Origin of the sequence: Bacillus sp. FSL R10-2201, assembly GCF_038008665.1 — a bacterium.
Lineage (GTDB): Bacteria > Bacillota > Bacilli > Bacillales > Bacillaceae_G > Bacillus_A > Bacillus_A mycoides.
Map to the genome: position 1 here is coordinate 2,313,380 of NZ_JBBOZP010000001.1, position 24,607 is coordinate 2,337,986.

Sequence of the window (24,607 nt, forward strand, 5' to 3'; positions counted from 1 at the left end):
GAGTGTCAAAGCAGTATTGCATATAGGATTGGAAAATGATTACCTTACGTATTGTGATGGAATAGTTAGGGGGAATTTCCTGCAAATTTAGATTAATGTTGATCCTGTAAGTTATGGAGTTGTTATATTAATTTGATAAGAAATATAATAACGTTTATTAACAGGAATTGTAAATGTAAATGTGTTTTTTAACATTTAAAAGAAATATACATTTAATAATTATTAAATGAAAGGGGGTGGTAAATTGAAGAAATATAATGAAACATCAATTTTTGAAAATATTGGACCTACATTTCCACCACTTCCAGTTATTCGAATTCCAACGGGAGAAACGGGAGCAACAGGAGCAACAGGAGCAACAGGTGTAACCGGAACAACGGGAGCAACAGGTGTAACCGGAATAACAGGAACAACGGGAGAAACGGGAGCAACAGGTGTAACCGGAATAACAGGAACAACGGGAGCAACAGGTGTAACCGGAACAACGGGAGAAACGGGAGCAACCGGAACAACGGGAGAAACGGGAGCAACCGGAGCAACAGGTGTAACCGGAGCAACTGGAGCAATCGGAATAACAGGAACAACGGGAGCAATAGGTGTAACCGGAGCAACTGGAGCAATCGGAATAACCGGAACAACGGGAGCAACTGGTCCTATTGGTAATATACAAACATCAAATATACTATATTTTACTTTTTCAGATGGAGAAAAGCTTATTTATACAAATGCTGATGGGATACCTGAATATGGTACAACACAAATACTCTCTCCAGATGACGTTTCATATATTAATTTGTTTATAAATGGAATTCTTCAGCCACAGCCTTTTTACAAAGTTACTGCTGGTCAGTTGATTTTAGTAGATTCTGAACCGCCTTTACTAGGTTCATCAATTATTTTACAATTTATTACTATTCATTAAAAAAGACAGATTCTCATATTTGAGTAATCTGTCTGACTGAAAAAATAGATATTAAGTGATGATAAATTCAACTGTAATCGGAATTCCAGGATCTAATGCATCTCCACCTGGAAGGGTAATTGCGCCAGTAGGTCCTGTAGTGACAGTTGAGTTTATACTAGGTTGAATGACTATTGTAGTATGTGTAAGTGGGAAATGCTGTTGCAGTAGTACCAGAGTCGTTTAAGCATGCTGTAGCAGCGATTGAAAAACCTGCGCCAGTACCAGTACCAGCACCTAAAGTGGACGTGAATCTTCTGGATGCCATAAAAGGTTGAATGATGGGCGTGTAATATTTCACCTCTATTTTGAATTTATGGGGCTAGTTAAGATGAAGCTTGTCCCATGTTTTATTTTATGATTTTTTTTATAAGAGACGCGGCTACATACCTATATAACCAATATGATTTTTTGTATTTATTATGCCACATTTGAATTGATTATTTTTGAGAATGAGATTATGTATTAAAAATAGAAATGTGGAATTTTAAAATGTGTTAATGAGTTTAGGTATATAATCTAAGCATTAAGTTTTTAGAGACATATAATTAATATGAGAGTCGTGAAGATAATTAAAACAGCGTTCTTTATTGTTTAATTATTAGTAGCGCTTTCTTTTCTAAGAGGAAATTATTACTCAAAGCTAATAAAATATAACTATATATTCAATAACTCTTAGAATAGAAAGGTACTCGGAAAATAAATAAGTAAGGAGGAAAAATATGAAACATAATGATTGTTCTGATAATAATCACTGTGATTCAATTATTATTACAGGTGGTTGTTGTGAGCCGAAGGTAGTTTGTCCTAGCAATTCACAATTAAATGAATTGATTAGTTTACTAAATGCTTTAATAATAGCTATACCAACGTTTTTTGCTACCCCAAATGCTGCAAATAAATTGATACTAATCAACTTGTTTAACCAACTCTTAGATTTACTAAATTTATTACTACCTACTACAGAAGAAGATTATTTAAAACAGTTAATTCAAAGTATTTTAAATGAATTACAATCTCCTAATACAGACTTGGGGCAATTGTCTGTACTATTACAACAATTTTACAGCGCTCTTGCAGATTTCTTCTTCTCTATAAAGACTTGTTTTGCACCATCAACTTTACGACTTTTATTTAATCTATTAACACAACTAATTAGTCTTACTCCAATTCCGCCAGGCCCAACAGGAGCAACTGGGGCAACGGGAGCAACGGGAGCAACGGGAGCAACGGGAGCAACAGGAGCGACAGGAGGTGGAGCAACAGGAGCAACAGGAGCAACAGGAGCAACTGGGGCAACGGGAGCAACAGGAGCGACAGGAGGTGGAGCAACAGGAGCAACAGGAGCAACAGGAGCAACAGGAGCAACTGGGGCAACGGGAGCAACAGGAGCGACAGGAGCGACAGGAGCAACAGGAGGTGGAGCAACAGGAGCAACAGGAGCAACAGGAGCAACTGGGGCAACTGGGGCAACTGGGGCAACGGGAGCAACAGGAGCGACAGGAGCAACAGGAGGTGGAGCAACAGGAACGACAGGAGCAACAGGAGCAACTGGCTCATCAGCAATTATTCCGTATGCTTCAGGTACAACACCAGCTGCATTAATTAACGCGTTAATAGCTAATACAGGAACTCTCCTTGGATTTGGATTTAGTCAGCCTGGCATAGCTTTAACGGGTGGAACAAGTATCACATTAGCGGTAGGGTTAGGTAATTATGCATTTGTAGCACCACGCGCTGGGAATATTACGTCATTAGCAGGTTACTTTTTTGCAACAGCTGCAGCAACAATTCCTACAGGAGGATCTGTTCAAGTGCAGATACAAATATTAACTGCACCTGCAGCAACTAATACTTTTACAGTACAGGGGGTACCTCTATTATTAACACCAGCATTTGGCGTAATAGGAATCGGTGCTCAATCATCAGGGATCATACCTGAAGCTATTCCAGTAGCCGCTGGGGATAAAATATTATTATATGCTTCTTTAACACCAACTAGTTCAATATCTGCAGTAGCTGGATTTGTAAGTGCAGGTATAAGTATAGACTAATTCTTTAAACTGGTTAATTAAAAGTTAAACAGGGAATTGTATATAGCCTTTTCCTAATAATATTAGGGAGGGCTATATTTTTTGTGAAAAATAAGTAATAAATCAATTGAAAAGTTACTCTTTGTTAAGTTGGTATATAAGAAAAATCAAAATTTATGATTTACACTTTATTGTTTATGGAATAAGTTATATGGTTTGAAAAATTACATATAAACAAAAAAGATGAATTCTATTAAAAACAGAATTCATCCATTAAATAAACTATATACTAGTGGGTTAAATTGTTAATCATGAGCGGTGAAATGTCATTGCTCAAATTAGTAATAAACTATTTATTTTTATTACAGTTACATCCTTTTTTCTTTACATAGCCTTGCTCGGCTAAATCTCTTTGTGACTGGGAATCGGAAGATTGAGAGTTCGAAGATTGAGAGGATGCTGAAGAGCTACTATTTTTATTATTAGAGTAGTTTTTTCGATAGTTATAATTACTCATAGTACTATCACCTCCAATTAAATATATAAATATTATATGTATGTACTCTATTAATTGTTACGATAAAAAATCTCCTCGATATTTTCCGAGGAGATAAATGGTGGTTCTATTAAAATGATACTAATTAATACCCCCAGTATAGAGGGAAGTAATAAGAATCTTGGTAATATAGATTTTGTTGTTGAGTAGGGGGCTGAGTTGACTGATTTATCATGTCGCGGTTTTGATTACAGTTTCCGGGAGGACCAATTACCGTAGTGGATTGAATTGGGGATACGGCTTGTTTCCATTGTTGTTCATTGAGGCAATAAGTATGGGCCATCATATTAGCGGGAGTTAATCTTAAAATATCAGAACCAAAAATAACTTCTGGGGTTGGGGCGTCGAATATAGCTAATAAATGAGTATTATCTGCTGAAGCAATTTCATAATGCCACCACGCTTGTGGAATGTTGGCAACTTGCCCTGGTTTTATCGGTAAGTTTAATATTTGATTCGTAAATGGATTAAGTAAAGAAACAACAGCAGATCCTGAAATACAGTAAACGAGTTCAGCTGCATTTTGATGAATATGTGGTTCTACAACATTCCCTGTACTTAAATAAATATCTAATAAAGAAGTATTTTCTAAAGTATTTAATTGTTTCATGCCAAGTACATTTATATAATTTTGGGCATCTTTCTTAAAAAAATTACTTTTACTTAAATCATGAGTGAAATTAGTTGAGGGGGAAGTGTAGTCGATATTAGAAGTCAATTGTATTACCCGCCTTTCTATAGGTAAGTATGGATACAACTTTAGGATATGTGCCTAGTGTTAGTTATGTGCATTTGTCTGTATCATAATAAATTAACCTGTTTTATAAAGAATATAGGTTGTGCTTCTTATTTCTCATAATGTAAATACGGATAAAAATTAGAGCGAACTAATGAAAGTCGGAATTATTGATGTTAGGTTAGGAGTAAAAATATTGAAATTTATTTCGTATATTTTAATGGTTACGTTATATGAAAAGACCAATGCCTTATAGAAAGGAATTGGCCTTTTATTTAAGATAGTTTTTGATGAATCATTAATTGTGCTTTAGCAGTATTGGCGTAATTTAGCCATTCTATTGCCAAGTTTTGTTTTGAATCAAAATGGATTTCAATTACGTCTAAATGAGATATCTTTGTTTTAAGTGGAACAGGCATCCCATTTACTTTTACTTTTTTCATGCTATGTGCAATTTTTGGAAATGCAGAGAAAGAAAAATCAATGATTGTAGCACCATCAGGTAAATAAACTGGTTGTAAATCTGTAGTATAAGCTGTAATAGTATTTTCAAATAGTTCATACGATACTAAACTACGGAAAGTGATTGGATCTGTAGTTAATAAATTGTTATTCACAATTGTATCATCCATTATTTTATAAGATATTGCTTGAATATTTGCAGTTCTATCATTCAATAAAGAAAAAATACCGTTATCTTTCAACGTTTTTGCTATTTGTGTTTGAATGATAATTGTTTGTTCAGCATCATTCATATTGACTTTAGTTTTTAAGTTGTTATTAAAATGGCTATTTTCAAGTGCTATATTATCCTCGAAATAGTTTATAGTTGGTTTATATAATTGATGTATTATTCCAAGAATTTTATAGCAATCTAGTACACTTGTAGTTGTAATACAAATTTGTGAAATACCTGATACATTTTGTATTTCTTGTAATTGTGAGTATGCAGTATATACTGGGGGAAACTCATAGTTTATTTCAAATGAAAGGTTTGTATTAGAAAAAGAATGTATCCCTTTTCTTAAATGAGTTATATTTTTTTGAAGGTGTGGCACATATTCGGTTAAAAATTTATGTACTTCAGTATATCTTTCTTTATGTAGATATTGAAAAGCAAGATTTTCTAATTCATGCTGGATTGTATATAACCCTAATCGCTTTGCAAGTGGCGCAAATAGTGTTAATGTTTCATTCGCATAAGCTACTTGTTTTGCGGGTTTTTTAACACTCAATGTTTTTATATTGTGAAGGCGATCTATAACTTTAATAATGCCAACACGTATATCTTGTTGAGAGGATACTAGTAATTTTTTAAAATTAATTGCTTCGTATAATACTTTGTTTTGATCTTGTAGTTTTTTTCCTTTTGTTAATCCATTTACAATATATTGAATAGTCGCACCAAAATGTGATTCAATTTCTTCTAGAGAGTATTCGGTATCTTCTACAACATCGTGTAATAAAGCAGCAATCAATGTTGTAATGTCAGCTTTATAATTTAGCAGTATTTCTGTAATCGCGAAAGGGTGAATAATATATGGTTCTCCAGTTTGACGGTATTGTCCATCATGTGCTTGCTCTGCAAAAATGTATAGCTTTTTTCAAAAGCTTTAATTCATCAAATCGTAGATAATTTGCCTTTTGTAATAATACCTTGCTCATATATATCCATCCCTTAAATTTATTTTTAATAATAATTCTATATAATAGAATAAATACCCTTTGAAATTGTTTTAAGTGTGTAAAAAAATAAAGATATTGAGATTAAACTATATTCGTATATCCATTCATACTTTGGATTGATGGAAAAAAGTAATGAACGTGTTAATTTAATATTACATCAATCATTAAAAAGGGGTGAAGGTTCATGTCATTTAGTGAAATGATTAGAAATGAAGTACTTGGCTGGGCAGGTGTTTCTGAAAAACCGCATCGATTTGGTGGTATTGAAATAAATTATGGTAAGAAAGAACTTGGTCATTTGCATGGCGATAAGTTAGTTGATTTACCATTTCCAAAGGTAAAGCGGGATGAATTAGTGAGCCAAGGATTGGTGAAACCACATCACGTATTACCTGAATCAGGATGGATAAGTTATTATATAAAGAGTGAAGAGGATATTCCATTTGCAATTGAGTTATTTCGTATGCAATATGACAGAATAAAAAAATAATGAAATAAAATAGATAAGTAAAAATATATTTTCATGTCACATCCTTCCTTAATCGTTCGTCTCGTATGTAGAACGGATAAGGAGGGATTTTATTATGAAACATTTTGAGGTAGCAATTGTTGGTGGTGGGCTTGCTGGATTAACAGCATCTATATATTTAGCGAAAGCTGGAAGGAAAGTTATTGTATTAGAAAAGTCCAGTCACTTCGGTGGTCGAGGGATGACTATAAATAAAAACGGCATTTGTATGAATCTTGGTGCACATGCTTTATATAGAGGTGGAGAAGCGTTTATAACTTTTAATGAGCTAGGAGTAAATCTTCCAGGTGGAATCCCATCTACAAAAGCACATGGAATATGGAAAGGGGATATTTATACCATTCCAACAGATTTTCGCTCTATTTTATCAACACCGTTACTTTCATGGTCTGCAAAAGTACAGTTCGCTCGTCTTATGATTCATTTAGGAAACTTAGATTTAGAAAAAGTTCCGAAAATAAGCCTAACTACATGGGCAGAAAATGAAATTAAAGATCCAATGGTTCGAAATATATTTTATGCATTATGCCGAACAACAACATATACGTATGCTCCTACAATACAATTAGCATCTTCCGTACTAACGCAAATACAGCTTTCTATGAAAGAAGGAGTACTTTATGTAGATGGTGGTTGGGAGACGATAATAACAAATTTAAGAGGAATAGCGAATACTAGTGGTGTACAATTTCTGGCTAAAAAGCATGTTTTAAAAATAGAGCATTGTGAAGGAAAACAAAGAATACATTGTTTTGACGATGAAGTATTTGAAGCAGGGGCAGTTATTGTAACAACTCCACCGAAAGAGGCATGTAAAATTATAAAAGGTACAGAAGGAACAAGTTTGCAAAAATGGAGTGAACAATCTATACAAGTGACCGTGGCAGCGTTAGATATTGGTTTAAAACAATTACCGAATCCTTTGCATCATTTTGCATTGGGATTGGATCAACCTATATTTTTCACGAATCAATCAAGAGCAGCTAAATTAAGTGAAGATGGATCAAATGTAGTGAGTCTAATTAAATACCATAACCCTGTACTAGAACTGAATCATATTCAAGAAGAGAAAGAACAGTTAGAAAATATGATGGAATTGTTACATCCGAATTGGAAAAGAGAAGTTGTTGCACAGCAATATTTACCGGAAATTACGGTAGTACATGATTTTCCTCATATTGACCGTGTTGAAAAACCAGGCCCTAGTATACCTGAAATGCCAGGTGTTTACGTTGCAGGAGATTGGGCTGGGCATGATGAAATATTAGCTGATGCTGCGGTAGCAAGCGGGAAACGTGCAGCGTTACACATTTTAAAGCAATTTGAAAGTGAGGCAGTTCATCATGGAAACGGAGCAGTTATATGAAGCGTATCAACCATTATTATTTTCGTTAGCATATAGAATCCTTGGGAGTGTTATGGATGCTGAAGATATCGTCCATGACGTATTTATATCGTTTAATAATATGGAGGACGTTCAATCTATAGAAAATATGAGAGCCTATTTATGTAAAATGGTAACAAATCGCTCAATTGACAAATTACGTTCGGCAGCACATAAACGTAACGTATATGTCGGAATGTGGTTGCCAGAGCCATTTGTGGAAGAGATTGATGATCCATCAGAGTCATTTGTAATGAAAGAATCAATTTCTACGGCATATTTATTACTTTTACAACAACTGACTGAGGTAGAGAGGGTTGTTTTCATATTAAGAGAGGTTTTTAGTTATGACTACGAAGAAATCGCTTCGATTGTAGAAAAGAGTAGTGTGAACTGCCGAAAAATCTTTCAACGTGCACGAAAAAGTATTTTGGATAAGCCGAAGCAGTCAACATTAAGTACGAAGAAGATGGCTGCTTACGTGGAGAAATTTGTATCATCATTGCAGTGTGGGGATGCGCAAGGCATGTTAGAAGTATTAAAAACAGATGCGATATTGAAAGCTGATGGTGGTGGTAAAGTTACAACTGCAATTCATCCAATTTATTCTGCAGATAGAATTATAAGTTTATTCTTTGGAATTGGGAAGAAGTCCCCGGTAGAATACGTTGTTGATTTTAAGATGGTAAATGGTGCCCCAGGCGTTATTGTTAATGTAAATAATAAAGTGACTTATGTGCTTTCATTTACATTTGAGAATGAGAAAATCTCAAACATTTATATGATGGTTAATCCTGAAAAACTTATGCACTTAAATGTAACAGTATAAAAAAAGACGCATTTCTTTAGAAGTGCGTCTTTTTTTTATTTTTCTAACATTTCAAGAGGTACATCTTTTTCGCCGGCTACCTCGAATTTAATTTCCCCGTCTTCTTCATAAATGCGTTTAATAATCGGTATAGTTATCATTAGTTTTTTATGCTGTTTACGTCTTCTAGCAGCATCTAAGTTAATCACGTTCATGTGTAAGCATCCTTTCTTACAGAAATATATAAACAAAAGAAAATGCGTCCGAAAAGGGCGCTTAGTTGAATTAGAAATACCGATTCATTTAAATGGGGTTTAGATTATCTTATAATTGAAAACTGATTGTAAAATAATGTGAATTAAATAATTGCACGTAGAAATTAACTTTACCAAAAAACGAAACAATATGCTATAAAAAATTTTAATTCTTTGTCGTATAACAGGAAAAAGGTGTGCATTTCGCATATAATGAAAAGTAGACAGGCATCATGTACTTTTTCATCATATTGCTTGGAAAGGCGATGGAGAAAATGAATACTCTAGATTCATTATTATTGCAACTTGAACAATATGGAGAAGAGCATGATCGACATAAAGAAAAAAGAGAAGAAAAATTAAGAAATATTTCTCGTGAAATGGGGCAGTTTTTATCAGTATTAGTAAAGGGGTGCAATGCAAAAAAAATTTTAGAAATTGGAACTTCAAATGGCTATTCTACATTGTGGCTAGCAAATGCGGTAGAAGAAACAAATGGAAATGTTATAACTGTAGAACTTTCTTCAGAACGGGTTGGAGAGGCACTTGGAAATTTTGAAAGGGCAAATCTTACACAGAGAATCGATATTCATAATCAAGAGGCTGGGGCATTTTTAGATTCGCAAGTAGATCGTTCATTTGATTTTATTTTCCTAGATTCAGAGCGCACGCAATACATGTGGTGGTGGGAACATATAAAACGTATTTTAGAGCCAAAAGGTTTTCTTGTAATTGATAATGCAACTTCTCATGCGGGGGAATTAGCTGGATTTATAAAGATGGTTGAAGAAGACGTTACGTTTGAAACCGTGTTATTAGCTTTTCAAAAGGGAGCATTTGTTGCGCGGAAGAATAATTAGAAGTGGACCTAATATAATTATCACATTGAAAGATAGTATATGTCAAAAGATAGAGCATTGTATGAATTTAAGAAGGTAACTAAATGGAATTTCAAATTAATAGTCAGTGGTGATAAGTAAGGTAAGCTGTGAAGAATCCGTCTTCAGTATGTTGTTCTCTAGGTCTTAAGTCTGAGGAAAATAATGACGAGAACAGGTATACTTATACTATGAAACAGGGAATGACTGCATAAGCAGGTATTTCTTGAAAAATCGATTTCAAGCAAGCAAAAATGTATATGAAATACGATATATTAGATGAAATATAGTGCACATAAATTCGCACATATAAATAAAGGAGCGATTTTGTTGACTGAACTCGAGAAAAAAGAACCTGTATCGATTGTGAAAGATAATAATGTAGAAGTAGTAGTGGATACAGTAATAAAAGATGCAGAACTTGAAGAACTGAATAAAGAAGCAGATCTTTATGTACAAAAGTTAAATAGCGAGCAAAATACAGATTTATCAAAAGTATTGTCGCAGCTTGGAGACTTAGGGGATAAAGAGCAGCAAGCGGCAGGACAAACGCTATCAGCTTTAAAACGTCCTGTGACAGCGATGATGAATGGAAAGAATGAAGAAATTCCAAATACATTGTTAGAATTACGAAAAGTGGTATCAGAACTTGATCCAAACTCATTAAAAGCAACTGGTATGAAGAAACTTATGTTTAAAGTGTTTAAGAAAAATCCGCTTGAAAATTACGTGCATAAATATCAATCTATAGATAAGCAAATCGAGGAGATTATAAGATCACTTCTCATTGGCCGTGATAACTTGCAAGAGGATACGGTTGGTCTTGAAATGTTAAAAGAGCAATCACACGATAAAATTCACGCTCTTGATAAACAAGTATACTTAGGAAGAAAACTTGCTGGTATGCTTGAAGCTGAGAAACAAAATCCAGAACGTCAAAGGGATATTCCGTTAATAAATGATGCATTAGAAAAGATACTTGTGCGTACTCGTAATATGCAACAAGCAAAAAGTGTATTATTACAATCTATCGCATCTGTAGACATCATTAAGAAAAATAATGAAAAGCTATCAGAGGCAATTCGTAATGCAATTACGATGACGCAAAACGTTATAACGGTTTCAGCTGCAATTCAGCTCGCATTAACAAATCAACGTAAAACAATTGATGCAGTTAATGCGACAAATGAAGCGATTGAATCAATGGTATTAAGCAATTCTCAAGCATTAAAACAAAATACAGAAGAAACAACAAAACTCCTTGAAAATCCTGCAATTAGCATGGATAAATTACGTGAATCATTCCAAAATGTATTTGCCGCTATTGAAGCATCTGAGAAATCGTCAGAACGTATTATTGAGTCTAGTAAGAAATTTGTAATTGAACTAGATACATTTAATGATGAGATGAAGCAGAAACTCATTCAGCGTCCAAGGAAATAACAGACTTTTAGAGGAGGTGAAAAAATGAGTTTCATTCAAGGAGTATTATTACTATTAGGATCATTACTTTTAATCGCATTTACTGTCGTTGTTTTAGTTGTATACTTCGGACGTAAACTTTATTTTTCATGGACGAAACCATATAAGAGAGCACAAGATTCCATTGAGAAATTATCAAACAAATCGACACCGTTTTTACAAGAGTTTACGCAACATCCACTCTTTTATCGCTGGATTCGTACGGAAGGAAAGAAAGAACAACATACATTGAATACTCTTTTCTGTACATCAGGTCAACGTACGAGAGAACAAGTATTTTCAATGTTACCGAAAGAAAAACAGAAAAAAGTGCATGTAATGGCAAAAACAACGAAAAAGCTTACAAATGAAGATATCGATGTGGCCGCGATGAAAGTGAAAGATTTCTTAAGACAAGAAACGCAGCAAACTGTAAAACCGACAGACTTATCGTTTTATAAATTGTATTTCTATGATCGATATCCAGATGCATTAAATACAATTCAAGCATATAAACGCTCGATTAATCCTTCACTACAAAGAACGGTTGATGACATTACAATTTCAGTATTAAATGCATTGCCGTACTATCAAGAACAACGCATGTTTGAACAACAACATAAACTTGAAACGTTCTTAATGAAAGATTTAACAGCGATGTTATCATTAGTGGTACAATTACCACCATCACAACGTCCTGAAAAAGAAGAAGAACTAAAAATATACTTGCAAAATTTCCAAAAAGAAATGGAAGTAGTCGAGCGAGATATTCGTGACTCGATTGATCACGATTTGAATGTGAAGATGAGAGCAGCGACTGAGAAGTTTAAGAATAAATAAAAAAGGCGCCTTAAAAGCTAAGTATTTCTCAGCTTTAAGGCGTTTTTTTTGAGATTTTATTTTGCCTTAACGGTAGTAAAACTAGAAGGAATGCTTTCATTATGCAATCGATCAACTGCAGTTACCACATACGTATACGTTTCTCCAGAAATAGCCGTTTTATCTACGTAAATTTCTCCAAGTTTTGTTTTTCTTACAGTAGTAAGTAAATGTTTTGGGTTTTGTATATCCACTTCATTTTTTCCATTCACACGGTAAATGGCGTAATAAGAAGAGTCATTATCTCTATTGTCAATTATTCCCACGGCAATACCTTCATCTCTTGGAATGGCACCTTTTAAAGTAGGTTGTTTTGGTGGATCATGATCAAGCCAAGGCATAGGTGGAATTAATGCAGGGTGTTTATATATGTCTTTTGAGAGTCTATCTTTAATTCCAAGTGGATTGTTATTAATATCTTTTAAGCTAAAATGCATACTTCCTTTTATTTCAGGATATTGACGATTTAATGCGATTTGTTTTGGATATTCTTCAGGATCAGACCAAGCAGGGACAGAGTTGTTATTAATTTTATAGGCCGCTTGACCGATGTATAGGTGAATCGGTTTGTTATTTGATTCTTTTACCCACCAATCTACTAATATATCATATGCAGCAGGTGTGAAACCTATATTCCAATATATTTGAGGTGTAATGTAGTCAATGTACCCTTTTTGTATCCACTCACGTGTGTCAGCATAAAGGTCATCGTAGTTTCTTTGACCTGCGGTTGTATTAGAGCCAGTTGGATCGTCAGCTATATTTCGCCATACGCCAAATGGACTAATGCCAAATTTTACGTATGATTTTTCTTGTTTTATAGCAGTATTTAAACCTTTTACGAGTTCATTTACATTATTGCGACGCCAATCTTCGATAGTTGAAAAATTCTCATTATTATATGATTCAAATGTTTTTTGATCAGGAAATTCTTCGCCAACTACTTTATAAGGATAAAAATAATCGTCCATATGAATTGCATCAACATCATAATTTTTTACGATTTCTAAAGCGCCTTCCGTTATAAAGTTTTTCACATCTGGAATACCAGGGTTGTAATATAGCTTCCCGCCGTAAGGTACAACCCAATCGGGATGTTGTCTTGCAGGGTGATTATTTGATAATCGATTTATATCAGTGTGATTCATCGTTATTCGGTATGGATTAATCCATGCGTGGAATTCTATATTTCTTTTATGTGCTTCTTCAATCATAAATGCGAGCGGGTCGTATCCAGGGTCTTTTCCTTGTGTACCCGTAATGTATTCAGACCAAGGACCGTAATTTGAAGGATAGAAAGCATCAGCAGTCGGTTTAATTTGTACAACGACTGCATTCATACCAGTGTTTTTTACATCGTCTAATAGTCTTATAAATTCTTGTTTCTGCTTTTCAATAGGTAAGCCAGTTTTTGAAGGCCAATCAATATTGAGAACAGATGCTAGCCATACAGCGCGTAATTCATGTTTTTTGTAAGTAGTATTTACTTCAGCATAAGTAGAGTGAGGGGAAATGAAAGAGAAAGGAGTAAACAATATGACGATACAGCACATCATTACTAAACGTTTCATAATCATTTATACGCCTCCCTATTATACGATTATTTAAAATAATATATGATGTTAGGTTGGCCCTGCAATTGAGAAAAATAAATATTGAAACATTAATTTAATAGGAAAAATATTTTTAGTGAAATTTACTTTCAGTATAACTAAATCGTTTCATTTCTTCATATGCTTGTTAGTAAAGTGAAACTTTCTTTCATTTGAAAGAAACAATTTATAAGTATAGGAGGATTCAATAATGAAAGTTTTATTCGTTTGTTCTGGAGGAATGTCCAGCGCAATTGTTGTAAACGCTTTAAAAAAAGAAGCAGAGAAAAAAGGTATGAACATGGAAGTGCATGCTATTGGAACAAGTGAGGTGGAGGAAGAAGTAAAGAATGGTTGGGATGTTGTAATGGTTGCACCTCAAGTTAGACACCGATTTGACGCTGTAAAAAAACTTACAGAACAAGAATCTATTCCGTGTGGTATTATTCCGCCGCAAGCATACACGCCGCTTGGTGGACCGACTTTATTAAAAACTGTAAATGAATTAATTAGTTAGGGGGAAGCGTTATGAATAAGTTTGTCACGTTTCTTGATAAAAACTTATCTGGACCGATGGCAAGGCTTTCTGAACAGAGGCATTTACAAGCAATCCGTGATGGAGTTATTTCGGCGTTACCATTTATTATCGTAGGGAGTTTCTTTTTAATAGTAGCATTTCCACCATTACCGAAAGATAGTTTCATATCAGTTTGGGCATTGAAAAATCAAACAAGTATATTAATACCATATCGTTTAACGATGTTTATTATGTCTTTATATATAGCATTTGGTATAGGATACAATTTAGCGAAAAGTTATAAGTTAGATGCTTTATCAGGGGCACAGTTAGCAGTATGCTCACTACTTTTAACATTGACGCCCGAATTAATCGATAAAAAAGGATTTATGCTTCCGATGACAAATCTCGGGGGGCATGGATTATTCGTAACGATGATCGTATCTATTTTATCAGTAGAGATTTTAAGATTTTGTAAGACGAAAAATGTAATGATTAAAATGCCAGAACAAGTACCGCCGTCTGTTTCACGTTCGTTTGAAGCACTTATACCTGCTGCATTCGTTATTATTTTAATGAGTTTAGTAACTGTCGTTTTTAGTATTGATTTACATCATGTAGTTGATAAATTAGCGGCACCGTTAGTAAAAGCTGGTGATAGTTACTTCGGTGTAATCATTCCAGTGTTTTTAATTACATTTTTTTGGTCATTCGGAATCCATGGTGTGTCGGTTGTTGGAACTGTTGCTCGGCCATTATGGGAAGTATACTTAGGGAAAAATGGTGAAGCAGTTGCTAGTGGAGCAGATCAGTTACCATTCATATCACCAGAGCCGTTATACCAATGGTTTATATGGATTGGCGGTTCTGGTGCGACGTTAGGGCTTGTATTAGCTATGATTGTATTTGGTCGATCAAAATATTCGAAAGCATTATCAAGAACTTGTATTGTTCCTGGTATTTTTAATATTAATGAACCTGTTATTTTCGGATTACCGATTGTACTAAATCCAATTTTAATTATCCCGTTTATCATTACACCACTCGTAACAGCAACTGTTGCATATTCAGCAACTGCGATGGGATTTGTAACGCCAACACATATTATGCCGCCGTGGACATTACCAGCTCCAATTGGTGCATATTTAGCAACAGGTGGGGATTGGAGAGCGATTGTACTCGTATTTATAAACATAACAATATCATTCCTTATTTATTTACCATTCTTTAAAATGTACGACAAAAACATGCTTGAAATTGAGAAAAATGGTGATGGGGAATCTGTTAATCCGTAAGTTTAATATTTTATTTTTGAGTGATAGGCATTTTGTCTATCACTTCTTTCACATGAAGTCCAGAGAGGGTGAAATGGAATGAATATAAAATTTAGTTATAAAGGTGTATTCTTATTATTATTTGGAGTGATATGTGCGAATTTCCTTTTCGTACCTTTATTAAGAATGCTACATCTATCACAAATGCATAGTATATGGCTCGTTACAAGCATTGCGGCAAGTATTTTGCTTACAGTAGTTGTTTCTTTTATTGATGGATCGTTTGCATCAAAAGCTCAGTTATTTTATAGATTTATATTATTTTCGATCGGTTGTACGTTTGTAACTTACATGATTGTTTTTTAGTAAAGGGGAGGTCATGCATGCTATGTATATTGCAGGGATTATGTCCGGTACTTCATTAGATGGAATAGATGTAGCACTCGTTCATATAGAAGGAAGCGGTGTAGGTTCTAAAGTTGAACTCATCCATTTTACTACTGTGCCATTTAGTAATGATATGAAAAATGAGATCCAGCAGGCATTATCAATAGAAAATTCAAATGTACAACTCATATGCAGTTTAAATTTCAAACTCGGTTTATGCTTCGCCAATGCTGTAAAGGAAGTTTGTAAAGAGGCCAATTTTCCTTTGGGACAATTAGATGTAATTGGTTCTCACGGACAAACGATTTATCATCAGCCAAAGCAAGAAGGCAAGAGTATTTCTTCGACATTGCAAATTGGAGAACCAGCAGTTATAGCATATGAAACGAACACTACGGTTATCTCTAATTTTCGAACGATGGATATGGCAGCAGGGGGACAAGGTGCACCACTTGTGCCATATTCAGAGGTCATTTTGTATCGTCATCAAACTAAAAATAGATTACTACAAAATATTGGCGGAATCGGTAATGTTACAGTAATACCAAGTCATCTAAGTGATAAGAGCGTTATTGCTTTTGATACTGGCCCAGGAAATATGGTAATCGATGATGTATGTCAAAGATTATTTCAGTTGCCATATGATCAAAATGGTAGGATTGCAAAACAAGGAGTAGTTGTAGATGAAATTTTGACATATTGTATGAACCATCCATTTTTGAAAATGAATCCACCGAAATCAACTGGTAGAGAACAGTTTGGAGAAGAGTTTGTAAGTGAATTATTGAAGCGGTTTGAAAAGCATGGTAAAGAAAATCTTTTGAAGACTGTCACGATATTTACAGCAAGTTCAATTGTTCATCATTATAAGGAGTTTATTCTGCCGTATTATGAAATCGATGAAGTAATTTTAGGTGGTGGGGGCAGTTATAATCGTACACTTGTTGAAATGATACGAAATGGATTGAAGGAAGAAAAGTGCGCGATATTCATTCAAGAAGATATAGGCTATTCTTCAGAGGCGAAAGAAGCAATCGCCTTTGCGATATTAGCAAACGAAACGCATCATCGTAATCCGAGTAATGTGCCAAGCGCAACAGGTGCAAAGCAATCTGTAGTTTTAGGGAATATAACATTCCCTCCAATAAGATGATGAAAATGAGGCGAACATATGAAGTATATGATTGGAGTAGATGGTGGGGGCACGAAGACAGAAGCAATTGCATTTGATCAAGACGGAAACGAAGTTGTAAGAGGTACGAGTGGGTTTGGAAATATATTAATAGATTATGAAAAAGCAGTTTTGCATATTATGGAGGCGATCGATCAATGCAAGAAAGCTTTAATAGATGGGCACTGCGTTTGTATTTGTTTAGGGTTAGCGGGTATAAGTGGAGCGAATACAAATGAATTAACATTACGATTAATAAAGAAATATGAAACGAAAATTGAAGTTTTTAATGACGCAATGATTGCACATGCAGCTGCTTTAAAAGGTAAGAATGGAATATTAACTATAGGTGGTACAGGTGCAATTTGTATAGGAAAGAAAGACGAAGTGTACGAGTATAGCGGTGGATGGGGACATATTTTAGGGGATGAGGGAAGCGGTTATTGGATTGCGTTACAAGGTTTAAAGAGAATGGCAAATCAATTTGATCAAGGAGTTAGACTTTGTCCATTAAGCTTAAGGATTCAAGACGAGTTTCGACTTTTAACATCATCTCATATAAAAAGACTAGTATATAGTTCTTCAAAAGATAAAGTTGCAGCAATTGCACCATTAATTATAGAGGAAGCGAGGAATGGGAATGATGATGCACATAAAATTATTCTGCAAGCGGCTAAGGAATTAACGATAATTACGGTGAATATTTACAACAAGATGCAGTTTGATTTATCACCTTTAATTGCAGTTAGTGGTAGTATATTGTGTTCAGTACCTGAAATATATGCTGAATTTAAGAAATGCTGTGAGAAAAGTATGGGAGAAGTTATATTCGTATCACCATCAGAAATGGCAGTGAAAGGAACATATCATTTAATGAAGGGTGTATATTTTATAAAATAGAAGTATGAGAATTTTTGTATGATTTGTAAAAATATGATGTTAAAATATACAAAGGGATGTAAAGCAAGAAAAAGTACAATATACATAGTCATTGAATATTGTATAAGTACTCCCATGTAGAAAGTGAATGATTACATGATTAATAGTATGCAATTTTTGTATTTGGTGGCTTCTTATTTATTTGGAAACATATTGACCGCTTATATAGTAACGAAATGGAAACATAATGTTGATATTCGTGAAGAAGGAAGTGGTAATCCTGGCGCAAGAAATATGGGGCGCGTATATGGAAAAGGGTCTTTCGTCGCTACATTTTTAGGTGATGCGATCAAAGGGGCAATCGTAGTTTCTATTGCAAAATACCTTTTCGAAGATTCTACATTTGTAATGTTAGCTTTACTGGCTGTTATACTTGGACATATTTACCCAATTTTATTTAAAGGCAAGGGCGGAAAAGGCATTTCAACATTTATTGGAGGTTTAATTGCATTTGATTATTTGATAGCGCTTACTCTTATTGCTGTTTTCATTATATTTTATTTAATCTTTAAAGGATTTACTAAGCCCGGACTAATTACAATCGCTTGTTTACCAGTTTGCATGATTTTGTATTCTTACTCTATTGTTACGACTATTTTAAGTGCACTTATCATTGTACTTATTTTATATGTAAATCGAGAATGAAATGAACTTTTAATAAGTGGAGTTAATCTCCACTTATAATTTTTATTAAATACATAAAGGAGATACAACATGGGGTTAATTTATAAAGTTGCTGATCAAGCTTGGGAATTTGAAAGTATACAAAAATTGAATTATAAAACATTTGTAGAAGAAATTCCGCAACATGAAGAAACGAAAGATCGTGTTCGTATAGATCGTTTCCATGAAGAAAATACATATTTAATTTGTTTAGATGACGATAAGTTAGTAGGTATGGTTGCATTGCGAGGAAAACGACCATTCTCGTTAGATTATAAAATTCCAAATCTAGATTTTTATTTGCAAGAACATGGAGAAAATGTATATGAAATTCGTTTACTTTCAGTAGAACGTGAATATCGAAATGGAAGAGCATTGTTAGGTTTAATTCGCTTTTTACATCGTTATTTGCTTCTAAATGGATATGAATTGGCACTCATTTCTGCTACAACACGTGAACTACCTTTATATGAGCAAATGGGATTCAAATCTTTCCATACGTTAGTTGGTACTGAAGAAGCAGCCTTCCAGCCAATGTATGTTACCCCAGCTATGTTTGAAGAGTCGAGTGTTGGGGGTATTATGACGAAAGAATATACGTTTTTACCTGGTCCAGTGGATATTGAAGAAAATGTTCGAAAGGCATTTTCTACTAAGCCTATTTCGCATCGTTCTAAGTCATTTCAAGTGACAATGGAAAATGTAAAAAAACGTTTACTGCAAATAACAAAAGCAAAACGTGTGCAAATAATGTTAGGAACAGGGACGTTAGCGAATGATGCCATTGCTTTACAGTTGAATTCTTTAAAAGGGAAAGGACTAGTTTTAACAAATGGGGAATTTGGAAATAGGTTAGTGGGACATGCAACACGTGCGCAATTACATTATGATACGCATAAAAAAGAAATGGCAGAGCCGTTTCTTTATACAGAATTAGAAAAAATAATGGCAACTGGAAATTATGAATGGCTTTGGTTTGTTCACCATGAAACATCAACTGGAATGTTAAATAATTTAGAAGAACTAAACATTCTTTGTAAAAAATATCAAATGAAACTATGTGTAGATTGTATAAGCTCAATTGGAGCAATACCAATAAATTTGAAGGATGTATATTTTGCAAGTGGTGTTAGCGGAAAAGCGATTAAATCATATACAGGATTATCTTTCGTTTTTCATAACCACATTGTAAAAGTAAACGAGGCAGTACCTGCTTATATGGACATTGGTATGTACGAAGAAAATGAAAGTATCCCATACTCCCATTCATGGAATTTAATTTATGCATTGCAAGAAGCATTGAAGCGACTTGAAGATGAAGAGGCATTTGAAAAAATAAAAGAGGCGTATGCTTATATTGAACAAGCTATTAATACTATGGGTTTAAAGCTTGTTTCACCTAAAGATCATGCCGCTCAAATTGTTCTTACCATTCAATTAAACGAAGGGCAGTGTTCTAAGGCAGTAGGTGATGCATTAGCATTACAAGGATATATTGTTCATTATGAATCAGCATATTTACAAAAGAATAACTGGATTCAAATAGCATGTCTGAATCACTATAAAGAACGTGATATGAAGAGGATGTTAAATTGTTTGCAGATGTGTGTGTTAAAGAAAGTTCTTTTAACGTAAATGCTTGTATATTTATTATATAATTTCTACAAGGCTATGAGTCACACTTGCTAAGTGTATAGAAGTGCATTTTTTGACAAGAGTTTAAAAGAGAGTGAAAGCTCTCTTTTAAACTTACTTAAATGAATTACCCACAGATTGGAATACCGAGAACTCTCAAAGCTAGTGCTACTTGAAGAGTAATTTCCAATCTAGCAATTTCGATGCCAGCAACTGTGAGTACTAAAAAAGGTTGGCCGTTTACGAACACAATACAACTTTCCATATATACGCCTCCTTTCTAGTGATCTACTACAGTATATGAGTGAAACTGCAATACGTTATAGTTGGATTTATGAATTTTATAAAAATAATAGATTTACCCTATGTTTACGAAACAAATGGAGTTTCATAGTGTTAATAATTTAATTGTTAGACAAGGAAGCATCTATAATAAGATGCTTTTTATTATATTTACGTTTCAGCGTGACAATAAATAAAGTTAATCAATGACGAATTGAGAGGGAAATATATTGATAAATATTTGTATGAGGTAAACTAAGAAGGTTTTAGAAAAACGAAAAGGAATTTTTATACTTGTAACATAAAAATTCTAGGGGGATGTTAATATGGAAAAAACTATGATGGTAGAAACAACAAACATGATGATGTCTATGGAAAAAATGATGTGTGAAATGAAGTGTATGAAAATGATGATGAATAACATGATGCAAATGGATGTAGAAATGGATAAGGCAATGATGGTGAAAATGAATGAATGTGATGAAATGATGAAGACTACTATGTCTATGATGAAAGCGATGAAAGAGAAATGTTGTTGAAGTAGCAAAGTATAGCGTAAAATGATGATGATCTTGTAAATTTAAATTAGTAAAGAGCCTGTTTTAGTTGGTAAATTAAAATAGGCTCTTTTAACTATTGTTCAAAAATAAATTGAGTTGACAAAAAAGAACTAAAAGATTATTTTAGTTCTTTTTTCTGTATTAACACTGTTCAAATCATTTGTTTAAAAGCTATAGATGATGGTTAGGCAGTGAGAAAAGACAAGTAAGAGCCTATCTTTCTTCGTTAAATGTGTGCTGAAGTAAATAATGACTCCATTTTTACTTTGCTCTTCTCTCGAATTTCAGCATCCGCATGTCGCATAACATATTTATGCGCTACAGCGATTGCTAAAACATCATCTAATAAGCCAATCCCAATAATAGCAGCTATATCTGGAATGAAATCGATTGTTAATACGTAATAGGATAAAGCGGCTAATATAATGAGTTTCGCTTTAGTAGGTAACTCTTTCTTTTTCATTGTGTAAAATAAAATAATACTTTCATATACGCTGGATTTACCGAGGTTTACTGAGCTTTTTTTGAATTTTTTCCAAAGTGTCTGTTTCTCCATATAAACACTCCTTTTCCAAAAAATAGATTTTTTAAAAGGATGGACAAAGAAGCGAAAGAATAATCAATTTTATTGTTTTTTCTTATTGTATATTTCGATATTTATAAGCGAATACCTGTTCAAAATAAAACAATGCTTGTTAAGCGGATACGAATATGGAGATGGATGAAGAGAAAATCTGTTTTGGAAAGCAAATAAGTTTCCGATAGAGGTTTCAATGAATTATTTGCGTTCTGCAACGAAGGCAGAAAAAACTTTTGATTTCTTAATATCAGCTATCTTGACAATAATTATTAGATTGTTTATAGCGTATATGAATCCGAATACAACAATAATATTGAAAGGAATTAAGGATATAAATAATCAATCACTTACATTCATTCCAATTTTAGCTGGTTTTAATATAGCTAATTACCTCGTTCCTTATGATTCTAGTACTTGCTGGTTCATTTGCTACAAGTATTTTTGCTGATAGAACGTTTTTTATCCCTAATTTACCAAAACAACCATATCGTTTTGGCGTAGGTGTTTATGAGGGCGTAGTAGCTCATAGTACAGCGACTTCTGAAATATTCAAAAGTATGAATCTCGTACATGAAGAAACGCATTTGTTCAATATGCTGTTGATTGAGATGAAACAATCCAAATCGCTAATATAAAATACATTGCATATGGCGGTGGACCTGCTGCTAATAAACGATTTGTACATGTAGAGTTATGTGAAACAGCAGACCATACAAAGCTCGAGCGTTCATATGAAAAATACGTAAAACTTTTAGCGGAAATCTTAAAAGATAACAAGTTATCTGTAGGAAAAGGATTGTGGATTCACTACGATGTGATTAAATACCTTGGCGGTACAGATCATGAAGATCAACTTGATTATTTAAAATCTCATGGGGGATCAGGAGCTCAATCCCGTGCTGATGTACAACGCGCATACAATAATTCTAGTGTGGATGTTTCTGTACCTGAAAGCCACCTAAACCAACAGAAGTACCAACAGCTGTAACCGATGGTATAGCTTATATTAAAGGCTACAACGTTAATTTACGTAAAGGACCAGACACAAGCTATTCTAAGATTCGTCAACTAAATAAATCAGAAGCTTATGTTGAATGGGGCGAAAAGCCTGGTTGGTTAAACCTTGGTGGAGAGCAATGGATTAAGAACAATCCATCCTATGTGAAGTTTAGTAAGAAAAGTACAGTAGATTCTTCTATTGTAGGAAAGCGTGTTGTTTCTAAAGTTAATATTCTACGTTTCTATGATGCTCGATCTTGGCAGGATAAAGACGTGGATGGTTTTGTAGATGTAGGTGAGGCGTTTACAATTTTTAGGAAGTTAAATATGGAAGGTTCAGTACAATTTAAGGTGCACAATAGTATAGGGAAAACATATTATATTACGATCAATGAAGTTTATGTATTTGTAACTGTATTACTACAGTATAGTACACTCATAGGAGGTAGTTATGTGTTTGATAAAAATGAAATACAAAAGATAAATGGGATACTTCAAGCTAATGCATTAAATCCAAATTTAATTGGCCCTACACTTCCCCAAATCCCACCATTTACTTTACCCACAGGTCCAACAGGAGGGACAGGCCCAACGGGAGTAACGGGTCCAACAGGAGTAACGGGTCCAACGGGAGTAACGGGTCCAACAGGAGTAACGGGTCCAACAGGAGGAACTGAAGGTTGTCTTTGTGATTGCTGTGTTTTACCTATGCAAAGCGTTTTACAACAACTTATTGGAGAAACTGTTATTCTTGGCACTATTGCAGACACACCCAACACGCCCCCGCTTTTCTTTCTATTTACTATCACTTCTGTGAATGATTTTTTAGTTACAGTTACAGATGGCACCACAACCTTTGTGGTCAATATATCTGATGTAACAGGGGTAGGTTTTTTACCACCAGGACCACCTATTACATTACTTCCACCTACTGATGTAGGATGCGAGTGTGAATGTCGTGAACGACCAATTAGACAATTACTGGATGCGTTTATCGGATCTACAGTAAGTCTTTTAGCAAGTAATGGTTCTATTGCAGCAGATTTTAGCGTGGAACAAACAGGACTTGGGATAGTACTAGGGACATTACCTATAAATCCAACTACAACCGTTAGGTTTGCAATTTCAACTTGTAAAATTACAGCTGTGAATATAACCCCTATTACGATGTAGTCTATTTCTTTCAGAAGTATCTGTTGCTACTCGATAAGAAAAGCACAGTTTATTTGTCCACCTTGAAAACGTATTGTTTTCAAAGTGGACAATCTACGTTTCTAGGATGCTCCATCTTGGAAATATAAAGATGGAGCTGGTTCTGTAGATGCAGGGATTTATGATTGATGCAAAAGTGAGTGTCAATGGTTCGCCACAGTACAAAGCACACAGCAGTAAAGGGAAAACATACTATGTTATTGCAAATGAAGCCTATTTATTCATCTAACGCACTATACCTTCATGAGTAATTAACCATGCCACCTTACTCTTTCTATATCTTTCATTTGTAAATTTCTTACTACTATATTATTGGCGTACAATATATGGCTAAATGTATCTAAATGTTTTTCTAAACGGACAAAATTCCCAAATTGATATGGTAAGGCTATAAAAACTATAATGAAAAATAATAAATATCTCTAATGCACTATTAGGATTTTTCCATTCTATATTGCAAACCTTCTTTCTAAAAGATAAGCTCATATGCTAAATCAAAATGAAGGTTATATAATGCTTTCGTATTACATATTAAATTGTAGAACTTAGTTCCTTGATGTACATATTGGTGTAATTTATTTTGAATTGGTGAAACAATGATTTTTAACATTCCTTTAATATCTTCATTAAA

24 protein-coding genes and 4 pseudogenes are annotated in these 24,607 nt (G+C 34.1%); 20 read left to right on the forward strand and 8 right to left on the reverse strand.

The window, feature by feature from the left end:
• Window positions 1–226: 226 nt before the first annotated feature.
• A complete protein-coding gene (locus NSQ69_RS11965; protein WP_445661565.1) occupies window positions 227–922 on the forward strand; it encodes a DUF4183 domain-containing protein in 696 nt (231 codons plus the stop codon).
• Between the two features lie 51 nt (window positions 923–973).
• Here NSQ69_RS11965 and NSQ69_RS11970 read toward each other — a convergent pair.
• Window positions 974–1,229, reverse strand: a pseudogene (locus NSQ69_RS11970) (DUF4183 domain-containing protein).
• Window positions 1,230–1,683: 454 nt separating this feature from the next.
• Here NSQ69_RS11970 and NSQ69_RS11975 point away from each other — a divergent pair.
• Window positions 1,684–3,015 carry an exosporium glycoprotein BclB-related protein gene (locus tag NSQ69_RS11975; protein ID WP_341099268.1) on the forward strand — a complete coding sequence of 444 codons (1,332 nt, stop codon included), beginning with the start codon at window positions 1,684–1,686 and terminating at the stop codon, window positions 3,013–3,015.
• A 620-nt stretch (window positions 3,016–3,635) separates the two neighbouring features.
• On the opposite strand, the gene NSQ69_RS11980 is transcribed toward NSQ69_RS11975, so the two are convergent.
• Together NSQ69_RS11980 and NSQ69_RS11985 are read right to left on the reverse strand one after the other, a co-directional pair.
• The gene (locus NSQ69_RS11980) at window positions 3,636–4,268 is read right to left on the reverse strand and encodes a cupin domain-containing protein (protein ID WP_002085579.1); all 633 of its coding nucleotides are present in this window, start codon (window positions 4,266–4,268) and stop codon (window positions 3,636–3,638) included.
• A 293-nt stretch (window positions 4,269–4,561) separates the two neighbouring features.
• Window positions 4,562–5,951 (reverse strand): annotated as a pseudogene (locus tag NSQ69_RS11985) (HD domain-containing protein).
• 205 nt (window positions 5,952–6,156) lie between these two features.
• Between NSQ69_RS11985 and NSQ69_RS11990 the strand changes: the two are divergent.
• The 3 genes from NSQ69_RS11990 to NSQ69_RS12000 all read left to right on the forward strand — a co-directional run bounded on the left by NSQ69_RS11990 (window position 6,157) and on the right by NSQ69_RS12000 (window position 8,714).
• Entirely contained in the window at window positions 6,157–6,462 is a 306-nt protein-coding gene (locus tag NSQ69_RS11990) for a luciferase domain-containing protein (RefSeq protein WP_002035104.1), read from the forward strand.
• 94 nt (window positions 6,463–6,556) lie between these two features.
• Window positions 6,557–7,867, forward strand: a complete 1,311-nt coding sequence (locus NSQ69_RS11995) for a phytoene desaturase family protein (protein WP_341099269.1) — start codon at window positions 6,557–6,559, stop codon at window positions 7,865–7,867.
• The gene (locus tag NSQ69_RS12000; RefSeq protein WP_033734526.1) at window positions 7,845–8,714 is read left to right on the forward strand and encodes a sigma-70 family RNA polymerase sigma factor; all 870 of its coding nucleotides are present in this window, start codon (window positions 7,845–7,847) and stop codon (window positions 8,712–8,714) included. The genes NSQ69_RS11995 and NSQ69_RS12000 overlap by 23 nt, the downstream gene beginning before the upstream one ends.
• Before the next feature lie 35 nt (window positions 8,715–8,749).
• Here the strand turns inward: NSQ69_RS12000 and NSQ69_RS12005 are convergent, their stop codons facing one another.
• Window positions 8,750–8,908 carry a hypothetical protein gene (locus tag NSQ69_RS12005; protein ID WP_002085567.1) on the reverse strand — a complete coding sequence of 53 codons (159 nt, stop codon included), beginning with the start codon at window positions 8,906–8,908 and terminating at the stop codon, window positions 8,750–8,752.
• 305 nt (window positions 8,909–9,213) lie between these two features.
• On the opposite strand from NSQ69_RS12005, the gene NSQ69_RS12010 reads away from it, so the two are divergent.
• The 3 genes from NSQ69_RS12010 (at window position 9,214) to NSQ69_RS12020 (ending at window position 12,126) form a co-directional block, all read left to right on the forward strand.
• The gene (locus NSQ69_RS12010) at window positions 9,214–9,807 is read left to right on the forward strand and encodes an O-methyltransferase (protein WP_328011211.1); all 594 of its coding nucleotides are present in this window, start codon (window positions 9,214–9,216) and stop codon (window positions 9,805–9,807) included.
• 348 nt (window positions 9,808–10,155) lie between these two features.
• Complete coding sequence (locus NSQ69_RS12015; protein WP_002085564.1) at window positions 10,156–11,268, forward strand: toxic anion resistance protein; 1,113 nt, start codon at window positions 10,156–10,158, stop codon at window positions 11,266–11,268.
• A 24-nt stretch (window positions 11,269–11,292) separates the two neighbouring features.
• The gene (locus NSQ69_RS12020) at window positions 11,293–12,126 is read left to right on the forward strand and encodes a DUF3974 domain-containing protein (protein ID WP_002035109.1); all 834 of its coding nucleotides are present in this window, start codon (window positions 11,293–11,295) and stop codon (window positions 12,124–12,126) included.
• A 56-nt stretch (window positions 12,127–12,182) separates the two neighbouring features.
• Here NSQ69_RS12020 and NSQ69_RS12025 read toward each other — a convergent pair whose 3' ends face one another.
• On the reverse strand, window positions 12,183–13,742 hold the full coding sequence (locus tag NSQ69_RS12025; RefSeq protein ID WP_199663470.1) for a glycoside hydrolase family 10 protein: 1,560 nt from the start codon (window positions 13,740–13,742) through the stop codon (window positions 12,183–12,185).
• Window positions 13,743–13,968: 226 nt separating this feature from the next.
• Between NSQ69_RS12025 and NSQ69_RS12030 the strand changes: the two genes are divergently transcribed.
• From NSQ69_RS12030 to NSQ69_RS12060, 7 genes are all read left to right on the forward strand, one after another.
• On the forward strand, window positions 13,969–14,274 hold the full coding sequence (locus NSQ69_RS12030) for a PTS sugar transporter subunit IIB (protein WP_000865888.1): 306 nt from the start codon (window positions 13,969–13,971) through the stop codon (window positions 14,272–14,274).
• 11 nt (window positions 14,275–14,285) lie between these two features.
• Complete coding sequence (locus NSQ69_RS12035) at window positions 14,286–15,569, forward strand: PTS sugar transporter subunit IIC (RefSeq protein WP_002127402.1); 1,284 nt, start codon at window positions 14,286–14,288, stop codon at window positions 15,567–15,569.
• 78 nt (window positions 15,570–15,647) lie between these two features.
• Window positions 15,648–15,914: a hypothetical protein gene (locus NSQ69_RS12040; protein WP_016126936.1), complete on the forward strand. Its 267-nt coding sequence runs from the start codon at window positions 15,648–15,650 to the stop codon at window positions 15,912–15,914.
• Between the two features lie 22 nt (window positions 15,915–15,936).
• Window positions 15,937–17,088 (forward strand): anhydro-N-acetylmuramic acid kinase AnmK, encoded by a 1,152-nt coding sequence (anmK, locus tag NSQ69_RS12045; protein ID WP_341099877.1) that lies wholly within the window; start codon window positions 15,937–15,939, stop codon window positions 17,086–17,088.
• A gap of 18 nt (window positions 17,089–17,106) precedes the next feature.
• Complete coding sequence (locus NSQ69_RS12050; RefSeq protein ID WP_002127406.1) at window positions 17,107–18,006, forward strand: BadF/BadG/BcrA/BcrD ATPase family protein; 900 nt, start codon at window positions 17,107–17,109, stop codon at window positions 18,004–18,006.
• Window positions 18,007–18,141: 135 nt separating this feature from the next.
• The gene (plsY, locus tag NSQ69_RS12055) at window positions 18,142–18,690 is read left to right on the forward strand and encodes a glycerol-3-phosphate 1-O-acyltransferase PlsY (protein WP_002127407.1); all 549 of its coding nucleotides are present in this window, start codon (window positions 18,142–18,144) and stop codon (window positions 18,688–18,690) included.
• 69 nt (window positions 18,691–18,759) lie between these two features.
• On the forward strand, window positions 18,760–20,343 hold the full coding sequence (locus tag NSQ69_RS12060) for an aminotransferase class V-fold PLP-dependent enzyme (protein WP_002127409.1): 1,584 nt from the start codon (window positions 18,760–18,762) through the stop codon (window positions 20,341–20,343).
• Between the two features lie 127 nt (window positions 20,344–20,470).
• Here the strand turns inward: NSQ69_RS12060 and NSQ69_RS12065 are convergent, their stop codons facing one another.
• A complete protein-coding gene (locus NSQ69_RS12065) occupies window positions 20,471–20,608 on the reverse strand; it encodes a DUF3956 domain-containing protein (RefSeq protein ID WP_002127410.1) in 138 nt (45 codons plus the stop codon).
• Window positions 20,609–20,951: 343 nt separating this feature from the next.
• Between NSQ69_RS12065 and NSQ69_RS12070 the strand changes: the two genes are divergently transcribed.
• The gene (locus tag NSQ69_RS12070) at window positions 20,952–21,164 is read left to right on the forward strand and encodes a hypothetical protein (protein WP_000416118.1); all 213 of its coding nucleotides are present in this window, start codon (window positions 20,952–20,954) and stop codon (window positions 21,162–21,164) included.
• A 247-nt stretch (window positions 21,165–21,411) separates the two neighbouring features.
• On the opposite strand, the gene NSQ69_RS12075 is transcribed toward NSQ69_RS12070, so the two are convergent.
• Window positions 21,412–21,741, reverse strand: coding sequence for a YkvA family protein (locus NSQ69_RS12075; protein WP_002127411.1), 330 nt, complete (start codon window positions 21,739–21,741; stop codon window positions 21,412–21,414).
• A gap of 217 nt (window positions 21,742–21,958) precedes the next feature.
• On the opposite strand from NSQ69_RS12075, the gene NSQ69_RS12080 reads away from it, so the two are divergent.
• The 4 genes and pseudogenes from NSQ69_RS12080 to NSQ69_RS12095 form a co-directional block, all read left to right on the forward strand.
• On the forward strand, window positions 21,959–22,213 hold the full coding sequence (locus NSQ69_RS12080; RefSeq protein WP_002127412.1) for a hypothetical protein: 255 nt from the start codon (window positions 21,959–21,961) through the stop codon (window positions 22,211–22,213).
• Window positions 22,167–23,175, forward strand: a pseudogene (locus NSQ69_RS12085) (N-acetylmuramoyl-L-alanine amidase); the annotation flags it as partial. The gene NSQ69_RS12080 and the pseudogene NSQ69_RS12085, both read left to right, overlap by 47 nt.
• A gap of 42 nt (window positions 23,176–23,217) precedes the next feature.
• Window positions 23,218–23,937: an exosporium leader peptide-containing protein gene (locus tag NSQ69_RS12090; protein ID WP_341099878.1), complete on the forward strand. Its 720-nt coding sequence runs from the start codon at window positions 23,218–23,220 to the stop codon at window positions 23,935–23,937.
• Between the two features lie 66 nt (window positions 23,938–24,003).
• A pseudogene (locus NSQ69_RS12095) lies at window positions 24,004–24,205 on the forward strand (N-acetylmuramoyl-L-alanine amidase); the annotation flags it as partial.
• A gap of 240 nt (window positions 24,206–24,445) precedes the next feature.
• Here the strand turns inward: NSQ69_RS12095 and NSQ69_RS12100 are convergent.
• The gene (locus NSQ69_RS12100) at window positions 24,446–24,586 is read right to left on the reverse strand and encodes a hypothetical protein (protein WP_158080580.1); all 141 of its coding nucleotides are present in this window, start codon (window positions 24,584–24,586) and stop codon (window positions 24,446–24,448) included.
• Window positions 24,587–24,607: the final 21 nt, after the last annotated feature.